General features: G+C 68.0%; 10 protein-coding genes and 1 pseudogene. 2 read left to right on the top strand and 9 right to left on the bottom strand.

Annotated features, from left to right (window positions below; all coding sequences use genetic code 11):
- Positions 1–20: 20 nt before the first annotated feature.
- The 8 genes and pseudogenes from ASD67_RS06870 to ASD67_RS06835 all read right to left on the bottom strand — a co-directional run bounded on the left by ASD67_RS06870 (position 21) and on the right by ASD67_RS06835 (position 11,638).
- A complete protein-coding gene (locus tag ASD67_RS06870; protein ID WP_056345173.1) occupies positions 21–1,424 on the bottom strand; it encodes an efflux transporter outer membrane subunit in 1,404 nt (467 codons plus the stop codon).
- Between the two features lie 11 nt (positions 1,425–1,435).
- Positions 1,436–4,612: an efflux RND transporter permease subunit gene (locus ASD67_RS06865; RefSeq protein WP_056345171.1), complete on the bottom strand. Its 3,177-nt coding sequence runs from the start codon at positions 4,610–4,612 to the stop codon at positions 1,436–1,438.
- A gap of 91 nt (positions 4,613–4,703) precedes the next feature.
- Positions 4,704–5,949 (bottom strand): annotated as a pseudogene (locus tag ASD67_RS06860) (efflux RND transporter periplasmic adaptor subunit); the annotation flags it as partial.
- A 40-nt stretch (positions 5,950–5,989) separates the two neighbouring features.
- Positions 5,990–6,391, bottom strand: coding sequence for a hypothetical protein (locus ASD67_RS06855; RefSeq protein ID WP_056345165.1), 402 nt, complete (start codon positions 6,389–6,391; stop codon positions 5,990–5,992).
- 344 nt (positions 6,392–6,735) lie between these two features.
- On the bottom strand, positions 6,736–7,347 hold the full coding sequence (locus ASD67_RS06850) for a TetR/AcrR family transcriptional regulator (RefSeq protein ID WP_056345161.1): 612 nt from the start codon (positions 7,345–7,347) through the stop codon (positions 6,736–6,738).
- Positions 7,348–7,393: 46 nt separating this feature from the next.
- The gene (locus tag ASD67_RS06845) at positions 7,394–8,797 is read right to left on the bottom strand and encodes an FAD/NAD(P)-binding protein (RefSeq protein ID WP_235535595.1); all 1,404 of its coding nucleotides are present in this window, start codon (positions 8,795–8,797) and stop codon (positions 7,394–7,396) included.
- The gene (locus ASD67_RS06840; protein WP_056345159.1) at positions 8,794–9,687 is read right to left on the bottom strand and encodes a TauD/TfdA dioxygenase family protein; all 894 of its coding nucleotides are present in this window, start codon (positions 9,685–9,687) and stop codon (positions 8,794–8,796) included. The genes ASD67_RS06845 and ASD67_RS06840 overlap by 4 nt, the downstream gene beginning before the upstream one ends.
- Before the next feature lie 394 nt (positions 9,688–10,081).
- Entirely contained in the window at positions 10,082–11,638 is a 1,557-nt protein-coding gene (locus ASD67_RS06835) for an MFS transporter (protein ID WP_056345157.1), read from the bottom strand.
- Positions 11,639–11,745: 107 nt separating this feature from the next.
- On the opposite strand from ASD67_RS06835, the gene ASD67_RS06830 reads away from it, so the two are divergent.
- On the top strand, positions 11,746–12,237 hold the full coding sequence (locus ASD67_RS06830) for a low molecular weight protein-tyrosine-phosphatase (protein WP_056345154.1): 492 nt from the start codon (positions 11,746–11,748) through the stop codon (positions 12,235–12,237).
- Here the strand turns inward: ASD67_RS06830 and thpR are convergent.
- Positions 12,144–12,761, bottom strand: coding sequence for an RNA 2',3'-cyclic phosphodiesterase (gene thpR, locus ASD67_RS06825; RefSeq protein WP_056345151.1), 618 nt, complete (start codon positions 12,759–12,761; stop codon positions 12,144–12,146). The two genes, ASD67_RS06830 and thpR, sit on opposite strands and share 94 nt — an antisense overlap.
- 131 nt (positions 12,762–12,892) lie before the next feature.
- On the opposite strand from thpR, the gene ASD67_RS06820 reads away from it, so the two are divergent.
- Entirely contained in the window at positions 12,893–13,624 is a 732-nt protein-coding gene (locus ASD67_RS06820) for a Bax inhibitor-1/YccA family protein (protein ID WP_056345147.1), read from the top strand.
- The last annotated feature ends 26 nt before the right edge of the window (positions 13,625–13,650 follow it).

Below are 13,650 nucleotides of genomic sequence, written 5' to 3'. Positions count from 1 at the left end.
CGGCGTTTTTGGGCGTTAGGTCAGCCTTTCGTCCACCGCCCGCCGAGCGCGCGGAACAGATCGACCTGCGCGTCGGCGATCCTTGCATCCGCCAGCGCCAGCGCGCCTTCGGCCTCGGCGAAGGTGCGTTCGGCGTCGAGCGCTTCGAGCCCGTCGATCGCGCCTTCGCGTTGCTGCGCGCGGGTGATCTTGACCGCGATCCCGGCTTCGTCGCGCGCCGATTGCAACGCGGTGCGGCGGTCGAGCAGATGCGCGTAACCCGACAAGGCGGTCTCGGTCTCCTCGAGCGCGCGCAGCACGGTGCCGTCGAATTGTGCGAGCGAGGCCTGGGTATCAGCCTCGGCGCCGGCGATGCGGCCGCGGATCGCCTCCTGATTGCCGAAGCTCCAGTTGATCAGCGGGCCGAGCAGCCAGCGCAGCGGACCGCCGCCGAAGAGGTCGCCGAGGCCGCCGCTGGTCTGGCCGATCGAACCGCCGAGGGTGACCTTCGGATACAGATCGGCGGTCGCGACCCCGATGCGCGCAGTGGCGGCGGCAAGGCGGCGTTCGGCAGCGGCGATGTCGGGACGCCTTGCGAGCAGCGCGGCGCCGTCGCCGACCGGGATCGGCTGGTCGAGGCGGAGCGTCGTGGTGCGCGCGGCGGCGATCGGCGGCAGGTCGGCGGGGGTGCGGCCGGTGAGCGTCGCGAGGCGGAACAGCGCGGCGTCGCGCTCGGCGGCGATCGCCGGGATGTCGGCGCGGCGCTGGTCGCGCAAGGCGGCGACGCGCGCGGTGTCGAGGCGGGTCGTCAGCCCGACCTCGGCGCGGCGCGCGGTGAGCTTTACCGACTGGTCGAGCAAGGCGACGATGCGTTCGGCGACGCCGAGGCGTTCGGCGGAGGAGGCCGCATCGGCATAGGCGCGCGCGGTTTCGGCGACGACGGTGACGCGCACCGCATCGGCATCGGCTTCGGCCGCCGCGACGTCGCCGCGTGCCGCCTCGACCCCGCGGCTGACGCGGCCGAACAGGTCGACCTCATAACCGACGGTCAGCCCGGCATCGACCTGCCAGCCCTCGCGGTCGGCGCCCGCCGGAACCTGTCCGGCGCTGGCGCGGCCATAGGTGGCGCCGGCGCCGAGGTTGGTGCTCGGCAGGCGGTCGCCGCGCACTTCGCGCAAGCTGGCGCGCGCCTTGGCGATGCGCGCCACCGCGACGCGGACGTCGGTGTTGGCGGCGAGCGCGTCGGCGACGAGACTGTCGAGCACCGGGTCGTTGTAGAGCCGCCACCAGTCGGCGTCGGCGGGCGCGGTGCTGGTGACGCCGGCTTTCGTCGAGAGGAAGGGGCCGGACGCCGTCACGGGGGACGGGGGCGTGGCGAAGTCCGGCCCGACCGCGCAGGCTGCAAGGGTCAGCGCGGAGAGGGTGGAGAGCAGAAGGGTGCGCATGGGCTTTCTCCTTATTCGGCGGGCTGCAGGACGGGATCGGCAGGACCGCTGCGACCCCGGCGGGCGGCGAGGCGGTCGCCGAGCGTGCGGCAGACGACATAGAAGGCGGGCGTGTAGATCAGTCCGAAGAAGGTGACCCCGATCATCCCGTAGAAGACCGCGGTGCCGAGCGCCTGGCGGAGCTCGTAGCCGGGGCCCGAGGCCCAGACGAGCGGCGCCACGCCGAGGATGAAGGCGAAGCTGGTCATCAGGATCGGGCGGAGACGCGCGCGCGCCGCCGCGACCGCCGCCTCGACGATGCTCGCCCCGCGTTCCTCGGCCTGTTTGGCGAATTCGACGATGAGGATCGCGTTCTTCGCCGCGAGCGCGATCAGCACGATGAGTCCGATCTGGGTCAGGATATTGTTGTCGAGACCGCGCAGGTTCACCCCCGCCATCGCGGCGAGCAGGGTCATCGGCACGATCAGGATGATCGCGAGCGGCAGGGTCAGGCTTTCGAACTGCGCCGCGAGCACGAGGAAGACGAACACCACCGACAGCGCGAAGATCAGCGCGGCGACATTGCCCGCCGCTTTCTGCTGGAAGGCGAGGTCGGTCCATTCGGCCGAGAAGCCCGCGGGCAATTTCTCGGCGACCTTTTCCATCACCGAAATCGCCTGGCCGGTCGACGTACCCTGCGCGGTCTCGCCATCGACCTCGACCGCGGGGAAGAGGTTGTAGCGGGTGACGCGATAGGGGCCGGTCCGGTCGCTGAAGGTCGCGACCGCGCCGAGCGGTACCATATCGCCGCTGTTCGAGCGGGTCTTGAGCTGCGCGATGTCCGACGGATCGTCGCGCGCCGCGGCCTCGGCCTGCGCGGTGACGCGGAAGGTGCGCCCGAGCAGGTTGAAGTCGTTGACGTACGCCGAGCCGAGATAGACCTGCAGCGCCTCGAACACCCGCGCCGGCGGCACCCCGAGCATGTCGGACTTGGCGCGGTCGATGTCGGCGTACACGCGCGGTGTCGCGGTGTTGTAGAGGGTGAAGACGTTGGCGAGTTCGCCTTGCTTATGCGCTTCGCCGATCAGCTGGCCGCCCGCCTGTTCGAGCGCCTGATAGCCGGCGTCGCTGCGGTCCTGCACGATCATGCGGTAGCCGCCGCCATTGCCGATGCCTTGGATCACCGGCGGCGGGATGACGAACACGAAGGCGTCGTTCACGTCGGCAAGCGCCGCGCGCATATCATCCTCGATATTGCGTTCGGTGCGGTCAGTGCCCGCGCGCTCGGCGAAGGGCTTGAAGGTGACATAGGCGGCGCCGGCATTCGACGCCTGGGTGCCCGAGGCGCCGTCGAAGCCGGCGAACATCACCGCCGCCTCGGTGCCGGGCACCTCGAGCAGCTTTTTCACGACCTTCTTGAGCACCACATCGGTCTGCTGGATCGAGCTGCCCGGGGGGAGCTGGATCGCGGCGAGCGCATAGCCCTGGTCCTGCGCGGGGACGAAGCCCGCCGGCGTCGCCCAGAATATCCCGGCGGTCGCGGCGATCAGCGCGCCATAGGTGAGGAACGCCTTGCGCGGGGCGGCGACGACGCGGCGCACGGTCGCGGCATACCAGTCGCTCAGCCGGTCGAAACTGCGGTTGAAGCGGTCTCCCGCGAGCCAGGCGTAACGCCGCCATCCCGACGCGGGCGCTTCGGTGGCGCGCGGGCGGAGCAGCATGGCGGCGAGCGCGGGCGACAGGGTGAGCGAAAGGATCAGCGAGATCACGGTGGCGGTGGCGATCGTCACCGCGAACTGGCGATAGAATTCGCCGGTGATGCCGGTGAGGAAGGTCGTCGGCACGAACACCGCGCAGAGCACGAGCACAATCGCGACGAGCGCGCCCGACACCTCGTCCATCGAGGTGTGCGCGGCCTCGCGGGGGCTGAGGCCATGCTCCATATTGCGCTCGACATTTTCGACGACGACGATCGCGTCGTCGACGACGATCCCGATCGCGAGCACCAGCCCGAACATCGACAAAGTGTTGAGCGAATAGCCGAGCGCGGCGAGCACCGCGAAGGTGCCGATCAGCGACACGGGAATGGCGATGACCGGGATGATCGCGGCGCGCCAGCTTTGCAGGAAGACGAGGATGACGAGGACGACGAGGACCATCGCCTCGAGCAGCGTCTTTTGCACCGCGGTCATCGATTCGCTGATGAACTCGGTCGGGTTCCAGATGATCTTATACTCGAGCCCCTTCGGGAAGCTCTTCGACGCTTCGGCGAGCTCGGCCTTGATCCCTTCGGCGGCGGCGAGCGCGTTGGTGCCCGGCCGCTGGGTGACGCCCATGATGATCGAATCCTGGCCCGACAGATAGGCGTTCACGCCATAATCCTCGGCCCCCAGCTCGACACGCGCGACGTCGCTGAGCCGCGTGATCGCGCCGTCGGGCGCGGTGCGCACGATGATGTTCGCGAATTCGCCGGCGGTCTTGAAGCGGCCCTGCGTCTCGACGCTGAGCTGGTGCGCGGCGCCGGTGTCGAAGGGCGGCTGGCCGACGGTGCCGGCGGCGACCTGGACATTCTGCTCGCGCAGCGCGGTGACGATATCGCCCGCCGTCAGGTTCAGCGCAGCGGCGCGGCCGGGGTCGATCCACACGCGCATCGCATAGTCGCGCGCGCCGAAAACCTGGACGTCGCCGATGCCGTCGACGCGGGTCAGCCGGTCCTTGAGCTGGGTCAGCGCGTAATTGGAGACATAGCTGCGATCGAGCGAACCGTCGGGCGAGAGGACGTTGACCGCCATCAACCACGACGGCGAGGTCTTGCGCACGACGACGCCCTGCCGCCGCACTTCCTCAGGCAGGCTGGGATCGGCGAGCGCAACGCGGTTCTGAACGAGCACCTGCGCGGTATCGAGGTCGGTGCCGAGCTTGAAAGTGACGGTGATCGTCAGCCGACCGTCGCCGGTCGACTGCGACGACTGATAAAGCATGTTGTCGACGCCGTTAATCTGTTGCTCGATCGGCGCCGCGACGGTGTCGGCGACGGTCTCGGCCGAGGCGCCCGGATAATTGGCGCTGACCGTGACCGTCGGCGGGACCACGGCGGGGAATTGCGACACCGGCAGCCCGAAATAGGCGAAGGCGCCGACGATGGTGATGATGATCGCGATCACGCCCGCGAAGATCGGGCGGCGGATGAAGAAATGGCTGAGACGCATGGCGAGCCTCCTCGGCCCGAAGGGGGCCGGAAAAATGGTGCAATCGGATCGAGCGATGCCGCGCCGAACGGAGCCGGCGCGGGTCGCGGATTTAGGGCGCGAGCGTCGCTTGCGACGCAGCGGGCGACTGCCCCGCGCCGGCGGGCACGGCGAGAGCGGCCCTGGGCCGGATCACCGTCGGCTTCGCGGTCACCTTGGCGCCCGGCTGGGCGAACTGGATGCCCTGCACGATCACCCGGTCGTCGGCTTTCAGGCCCGAGCGGATGACGCGCAGCCCGGCGACGAGCGGGCCGGTCTCGACCAGCCGCGCTGCGACCGTCCCGTCCTTGCCGACGACGAACAGCTGCTTGCGCGCCTGATCGGTGCGCACCGCGGCGTCGGGAACGAGCAAGGCCGACACCGTGCCGCCCTGCGCGAGGCGCATATTGCCGAACATGCCGGGGGTCAGGAAATAGTCGGGATTGTCGATCACCGCCCGGACGCGCAGCGTGCCCGAATTGGCGTTGATCGCATTGTCGGCGAAATCGACGCGGCCCGTCCAGCGATAGTCGCTTTCATCCTGCAGGCGGATCTCGACCTGCTGCGCCGCGGCGCCGCCGGCCTGGCGCTCGCGTTGCGCTTTCAGGAACAACGCCTCCGAACTGTCGAAGTTGAAGTAGATCGGGTCGAGCGCGTTGATCGTCGTCAGCAGGCTGCCGCTGGGGCCTTCGCCCGCGGCGACGAGATTGCCGGCATCGACGCGGCGATCCGAAATCCGGCCGCCGATCGGGGCGCGCACCTGGGTGAATTCGACGTCGAGCGAGCGCGAGCGCACCCGGGCATCGGCCGCCGCGAGCGCCGCCGAAGCCGCGCGCACCTTGGCATTCAGCTGGTCGAGATCGCTCTGCGACACCGCCTCGTCGGCGATCAGGCGGTTGGCGCGGGCGAGGTTGACGCGCGCGAGTTCAAGGTCGCTGCGCGCGCTGGCCGCGTCGGCCCGTGCCTCGGCGAGCGCGGCGGCATAGGGCCGCGGGTCGATGGTGAAGAGCAGCTGGCCCTTGCGGACGATCGCGCCGTCGGTGAAGTGCACCGCGGTGACCTGGCCCGAGATGCGCGGGCGCACCTCGACCGAGCGGCTCGCCTCGAAGCGACCGACATAATCGTCCCATTCGGTGATTTCGCGGACCAAAGGCGCGGCGACGGTGACGATCGGCACCGGCGGCGCGGCGATCGCCTGACCGCCCCGCTGGCTGAGGCCGTAGCCGCCGGCGACGACGAGCGCGATCGGCAGACCGATCAGCGCTCCGCGACGCCAGCGGCTCGGTTTCTTGACCGTACCGGGGACGAGTTCGACCTCCNCTTTCGCGCGGTCGAAGGGGGAGAGCATGTTCATTTTTGTTACTTTCGGAAGAGGCGGGTGCTGAGCACATCGGCGACGCGGCGGCCGAGCAGGTCATAATGGTCGGTGGTGAAGCCGGCGGCGAGGAAGGCGTCGATCTGCACCGTCGTCACCGCATAACCATGGTGCCAGGTGAGCACCGCCATGCGGCGCAGCGCCTCGAGCCTCGGGTCGGCGAGGCGGCGGTTGTAGCTGTCGCCGAAAATCGCGCCGAGCAGCCGGCCGACCCGGCCGGGTTCGCGGAGGGACGATGGCCGGTCGTGGCGGGCAAGCATCACGACCGACCATTCCAGCGCCGAAAAGCCTGCGGGTTTGGCTTTCGGTGCCGATGGGGAGAGCGCGGCGACGCGCGAAGGGGCGAGGGCGAAGTCGAGCGCTTCGTTGACGGCAAGATAGGCCATGGCTGTTCCTCCTTGGATGGGGGTGCCGGGCGCAAGGGGGCTCAGGCCCCGGGACGCTTGCGCCCGGCGAGGGGAGATTTGGGATGAGCGAAAGGGTTCGTCCGCCGCGTCAAAGTCGGGGTCCGTCGCCTGTTCGCGAAATATCTGCTTGTTTTGCCCGGGTGGTCCCTAAGCGGTTCTACATGTCCTGGTGCGCATCGGCGTTCCCTTCGCGTCTTCGCAGCCGGCCGAACCGCCAAGCCACCTTCTGTACTGTCCGGTATATAACCTGAATCGGGACCGCGTCAAGAGTTTTATACCGCCCGGTACGAAATAATTTAATCTGGCGTTCGGGCGCGCACTTGTCAGGAACTGGGCCAGAGCGTCATGCTGGTATCGACCAGCCGTTCGAGCTCGGCGCGGGTCGCGCCGGCACCGGCCTGGACGGTGATGCCCTGGAGCAGCGCATAAAGGACACTGGTCAGCCCCTCGGCATCGACATGCGCGGGGATATCACCCTCGGCCTTGGCGCGTTCGAAGCGCTCGACGAGCAGCCGCTGCGACGAGGCGCGGCGGCGGACGACGTCGGCCTTGATCGACTCGGCCTCGGGGCTGCAGGCGAGCGACGAGATCAGCCCCATGCAGCCCTTGGGATCGCTGGCGCCGCCATGGATTTCGATCGCGCCGCGCAGATAATATTCGGCGACCTTGCGCGCGGTCGGCTGTTCGAGCGCGGTGCGGCCATATTCGAGCTTTTCCTGCTCGTAGAGATCCAACGCCTTGTGAAACAAAGCTTCCTTGTTACCGAAAGCGGCGTAGAGGCTGGGCTTGGTGATGCCCATCGCCTCGGTCAGGTCGGTCATCGACGCGCCGTCATAGCCCTTGGCCCAGAAGACGTGGAGCGCCGAGGCGAGCGCCTGGTCGACGCAGAATTCGCGCGGGCGGCCCTTGGGTGCGGAGATGACATCCTGTTCCATAACGGTCGGTATATAATATGCCCCCCGCGAAAGTCCAGAGGCGCCCCTAAAGCCCCTCGCCGCCGGTCCAATGCGCGTTGACCAGTCGCCGCGCGAGCGCGCTGACCTGGTTGCGGATGTCGGGCACCGCGACGACCTCCCACAAATCGCCGCGCGTCATCGGGCCGATCGCGAGGATATGCTCGGCGGGGCGCCCGTCGCGGCTCATGACATGGCCGTCGCGGTCGATGTCGAGCCCGAGGCGCAGCGCATCGGGGCGGATGAGGCCCTGTTTGAGCAGGCGGCGGACGAGCGGATCGGTGGCGCGGAGCAGGTCGCCCTGCGGTCCGGTGCAGTTGACGATCCGCGCGACATCGAGCCGCTGGGGGCGATCCTCGCCGCGCGGGCGCCAGTGCACCGCGACCCCGTCGAGCCCGGCGGCGACCTCCTCGATCTTGCCGGCGCGAAAGACGAGGCGGCGCTCGGCGATCAGCGCGTCGATGCGGTCGGCGACCGCGGGGGCGAGACGGTGGCGATGGACATCCCAGAAGGGGCGCAGGTGGCGCAGGAAGCGCGCGCGCTTGTCGGCATCGGCCGACGCCCACATCATTTGGGTGATCGGGCGGATCGAATCGACCGTCAGGCGCCAGTCGCCCTGCCCCGCCGCGGTGCGCGCCCAGCGCACCAGGTCGGACAGTTCGGGGGCGGGTTTGGCGAGCACCGGACGCACCGGCGCCAGCCCATCGACATGGCGATGCGGGCGCAGGCCGCGACGCGACATCGCGATGATCCGGCCTTCGAACCCGCTGGAGACGAGGCGCAGCACGACGTCGACCGCGGTCAGCCCGGTGCCGACGACCAGCACCGTCTGGTCGGGTTTCAGCCCCTCGCCGAGCGGCCCCGTCCACGGGTCGCCGACATAATGCAGCGGCGTCAGCCCGCCGCGCGCGATCGCCGGATGGTCGTGCGGCGGCAAATTGCCGATCGCCAGCGCGACCTTGTCGGCCTCGATCAGCCCGCCGTTGACGAGGCCGAGGGTGACCTTGCCACCATGTTCGGCGATGTCGAGCACCTCGTCGTCGATCAACTGGAGCCGGCGGCCATATTTCTCCATCGCCAGCCCGAGCGTTTCGCGCAGATATTGGCCGTAGGTCGCGCGGCTGACGAACGCCTTATCGCAGCCGAGCCCGCGCGCGGCGAGCCAGTCGCAGAAATGGCCGGGGCGATCGGCAAAGGCGCTCATGTTGCCGGCGCGGACGTTGAGCAGATGGTCGGCGTCGGGGCTGCTGTACGCGACCCCGGCGCCCATGCGCCGCCGGTCGCGCTCGATCAGCAGGACCTCGACGTCATCCTGTTCGAGCAGGTTGATCGCGAGCAGGGTGCCCGAAAAGCCGGCGCCGACGATCGCGACGCGCGTCGCGGTGCGAAAGCGTGGACGCGGCCCCAGGAGCATCGTGCCGTCGAACTTCACCGCGTCACCACGTCGCCCGACACGGTCACCCGTTCGAGCGCACGATATTCGGGCCAATAGTCGCCGACCGCATAATGCTGGGTCGAGCGATTGTCCCAGATGCCGATCGCGTTCGGGGTCCAGCGGAAACGGACCTGATATTCGGGCACCTTGATCCGGTCGAACAGCAATTTGAGCAGCGTGTCGCTCTCCTCCTCGGGCACATCGACGATGCGGCTGGTAAAGGTGTAGTTGACGTAGAGGATCTTCTCACCGGTTTCGGGGTGAGTGCGAACCACCGGGTGGCGCACCGGCGGGAAGTCGCGCGCGAGCTGGGCGCGCTTTTCCTCACTCACGCGCCCGCCGAAGCTGCGCACGATGTCATGCTCGGCCTCAAGCCCCTCGATGCGGTCCTTCACCGGCTGCGGCAACCCCGCATAGGCGGCGGCGGTGTCGGCCCACATCGTATCGCCGCCAAGCGGCGGCAGCACCCGCGCGCGCAGGATCGAGGCGATCGACGGCTGCTGGCGGAAGGTCACGTCGGTGTGCCATTTGTTATAGGCCTGGAAAGCGCCAAGCGTTTCGGCGGTGAGCTGTACCCCCTCGACGCCCTCGATGCGCAGGATTTCGGGATAGCCCTCAACATGCGGGATCACCGGATGGCCTTCGAGTTCGCCGAACAGCTGGCCGAGCCGGACATGGCTTTCGTGGCTGATGTCCTGGTCGCGGAAAAACACGACCTTGAAGCGCAGCCAGGCGGCGTGGAGCAGTTCAGCCTCGGCGTCGGTCAGCGGCCGGTCGAGGTCGAGCCCGGCGATTTCGGCGCCGAGCGTCGTCGTCGCGGGCGAGATCGCGATGCCCAGCGAGCGGGCCTGTTCGAAAAGGTCGGGGGTCTGCGGCAGCGTGGCCATGCACGATCCTCTCTTGTCCAATGGGCGGGATCGGTCGACTCGGCTTACGTCCCGAAGTCCGCCCAACATAATTCAACTTAATTAATTGACAAGGGTTGCGCGACAGCCCGCGCGAAAGCCACGACTGGCCGCAGAAAGCGCGGCGGGGATTTTGCAACGGCGCTTGGCGGGGGTTCGGGCGGGAGTGGCCATCAAATCCTCCCTGTGGCCGCAGGCCATGGGGAGGGGGACCGCCGCCGCAGGCGGTGGTGGAGGGGCCGAAAGGTTGCACGACGCCCGAAGGCGTCGGCCCCTCCGTCAGCGGCTTTGCCGCTGCCACCTCCCCATCGCTTCGCGACAGGGAGGAGTGTTATGTCCGCTTCTCACATCCCAAAACGGGCCCCGTCGGGCGATTTTAAACCTGCGCGCGCTCGACGATCGTCGCTTCGGCCCGCGGCACCGCGCGATAAGCATAGATCAACAGCCCGAGTGCGATCGGCGCGACACCGATCAGCGACAATATGCCCATGCGCAGGTCGCCGGCGATGACCGAAATCTGCCCGACCATATACGGGCCGAACGACAGGCCGACCAGCGTCGTGCCGAGGAAGAAGGCGGCGGTCGCGGTGCCGCGCATCCGCGGCAGCACCAGGTCCTGCGTCGTCGCCGCCGCCGCGCCGAGTGCGGTCGCGCCGAACGCCCCGGCGAGGAAATTCATCACATAGAACAGCGTCGGGTCGGGGGTCGTATAGCCGATCCAGATCGGGGCCACCGGCGCGACGACGCCGAACATGATCATCACGATGCGGCCCGCGGGGTTGCGCGCGCGCAGATAGTCGGCGATTCGTCCGCCGATGATCACCCCGACGAAACCGCTGATCGCCCCGTTCGCGCCCAGCCAGAAGGCGAGTTCCTTCTTGGGAATACCCAGCACCGTCTCGGCATAGGGCGCCGACCAGAAGGCGAGCGCATAGGCGGCGAGACTGACGAGGCCATAGCCGAGCGTGGTGCAGATGAAGGCGGGCGTCCCCCAGATCAGGCGGAAGGTCGCGGGATCGTGCGCGCGCAGCGTGCTGGCCCACGAAAAAACGGCATAATAGCCGAGCGCGACCGCCATCCATTGCGCTTCGTTCGCCGTGAGTTCGATCATCCACCAGGCAAAGGCGGACACGGCGATCGCGACCCCGATGTTGATCGCCAGCGCCGCCGGGCCGCGCTTCCACGCCCCCCACAGCGTCAGCGGCGGAACGATCATCGACAAATCCTTGCCGAACTCGCGGAAAGGGCTGGGCGAACTCGGGCTCGCCACCCCGTCCATCGCGCCGCGCACCGGCTCGCGAAGCGTCGCGACCCACAGCGCGACGATCAGGCCGGGGATGCCGACCGCGAGGAACGCCGCCTGCCAGCCGACCAGCCCCAGCGGGCCGCCCGCGGGATAGGCCCGGCCCCATGTCTCGACGATCAGCGCGCCGATAAACAGCGACACGCCGCCGCCGATGTACAGCCCCGACGAATAGATCGCGAGCGCGGTCGCCTTCTGCCGCTTCGGGAAATAGTCGGAGATCAGCGAGTAAGCGGTGGGGCTGGCGGTCGCTTCGCCGATGCCGACGCCCATGCGGGCGAGCGTCAGCGTCAGCTTGTTGTAGGCGAAGCCCGACAGCGCGGTCATCGCCGACCACAGGGTCAGGCCGATCGACAGCAATTTCACCCGGCTCCAATTGTCGGCGAGCCGGCCGAGCGGGATGCCGAACAGCGCGTAAAAGACCGCGAAGGCGGCGCCGCCAAGGAAGCCGAGGTCGCCATCGTCGAGGCCCAGGTCGGCCTTGACGTCGACCGCGAGGATGCTCAGGATCTGCCGGTCGATGAAGTTCAGGATATAGACGACGACGAGCACCGCCAGCACATACCAGCTATAGCCGGTGGCGCGCGGCTCGGCGGGAACCGGCGCGCCGGTCGTGTCGTTCTCGGCCATCTGGCAACCCTCTCCCTCACCCATTATCTGTTATGGCCCATGGCTAGCAGAGCCGAACGACGGCGCAAGTTGAAAGTCGGTTCAACTTTACAGGAAGGATCGGCGATATGCGCGATGATCGAGAAGTTACGGCCCCCGCGATCCTCTTCCTCTGCCTCGGCAACATTTGCCGCTCGCCGCTCGCCGAGGGTGCGGCGCGCGCCGCCTTCGCCGATGCGGGCATCGCCGCGACGCTCGATTCGGCGGGCACCGGCGACTGGCATGTCGGGCGCCCGCCCGACCCGCGCGCCTTGGCCGAAGCGCGGCGCCGCGGCGTCGACATCTCGGATCTGCGCGCCCGCCAGCTCGCGCCCGGCGACTTCACCCGCTTCGACCTGATCCTCGCCGCTGATGCCGAAAACCTGCGCGACGCCCGCGCCCTCGCGCCCGCCGATGCGACCGCGCGGCTGATGCTGATGCTCGACCTGGTGCGGGGCCGCGCCGGCGACAGCGTCACCGATCCCTATTATGGCGCGGACGACGGCTTTGCCGAAACCTGGGACGATGTCAGCGCGGTCGCGGCGGCACTCGTCGTCGATGCCACTGGATCGAGCGGATAGCGCGCGACGGGTTGATAGCGCGATCCGCCATGCCCCATCTCGCTTTCGTACAAGGTGACATGATCGAAAGCGAAAGTCTCGCTCGCGAGATCGCTGTGCAGCGCGAGGAAGGGGGCTACCGGCCCCGAACCGCGATTGAGCCGCGCCAGCGTGATATGCGGTACGAAGGCGCGTGTCTCGGGCGCGACGCCGACGCGCGCGAGCAGCTGGTCGACCTTGCGGTGCAGTGCCGCGATCGGCGCATGCGGTTCGACCCCGGCCCAGATCATGTGCGGGCGTCCGTGATGCTCGAACAAATCGACCCCCGCGATCCGGGCCAGGATGGCGGGGGCGTGCAGCGCACCGAGTGCGGCGGCGATATCTTCGGCGCGGTGATGGTCGACTTCGCCGATGAAGCGCAAAGTCAGGTGCAGCTGGTCGTCGACCTGCCAACGCGCGCCCGAAATGCCGTGCATCGCGGCGATCAGCGCGGTGCGGACGGCGTGCGGCGGGCGCAGCGCGACGAACAGGCGGTGGGTCGACATGGCGGACCCAGCATAAGCGCTTGCGGTGGCGCGCGGAAAGCCTCTTGTCCGGTTTCGCTTGAAAGCGCGGGAAAAAATAACGATATTGCGGCTATGGCCGGTATGGGCTGGCCAATGATGGAGTGAAAACAATGGCTAATTGGAACGACCCCAATATGGCGGCTTCCGGTTTTGGCGCCGCAGCGACTGCAACGGACCAGGCCGTCGATGCCGGCCTGCGGTCGTACATGCTGTCGGTTTACAACTATATGGCATCGGGCGTGCTGCTCACCGGCATCGTCGCCCTGCTCGCTTTCCAGTCAGGCTTCACCGCTTCGATGGTGACCAGTCCGCTGTGGTTCGTCGTCGCGCTGGCGCCGCTGGCCTTCGTGCTGGTGCTTAGCTTCGGCATCAACAAGCTGTCGACCGCTGCGATGCAAGGCCTTTTCTGGGCCTTTGCCGTGGTCATGGGCCTGTCGATGTCGACGATCTTCCTGCGCTTCGGCATGGGTTCGATTGCCCAGACCTTCTTCGCGACGGCCGCTGCCTTCGCGGGTCTCAGCCTCTATGGCTATACCACCAAGAAGGACCTGTCGGGCTTCGGCACCTTCCTGATCATGGGCGTCATCGGCATCATCGTCGCCATGCTGCTCAACGCCTTCATCTTCCAGTCGCCCGCGCTGATGCTGGCGATCAGCATCGTCGGCGTGCTCGTGTTCGCGGGCCTCACCGCCTATGACACGCAGAAGATCAAGAGCATGTATTTCTACGTCCGCGGGACGGACATGATGGGCAAGACCGTGATCATGGGGGCGCTGAACCTCTATCTCGACTTCGTCAACATGTTCACCTTCCTGCTCAACCTGCTGGGCAGCCGCGACTGAGCGGACGGATGAACAACTGATGCAAG

The sequence above is a fragment of the Sphingopyxis sp. Root1497 genome, assembly GCF_001427085.1.
Lineage (GTDB): Bacteria > Pseudomonadota > Alphaproteobacteria > Sphingomonadales > Sphingomonadaceae > Sphingopyxis.
This window is presented reverse-complemented; position numbering and strand designations above follow the sequence as displayed.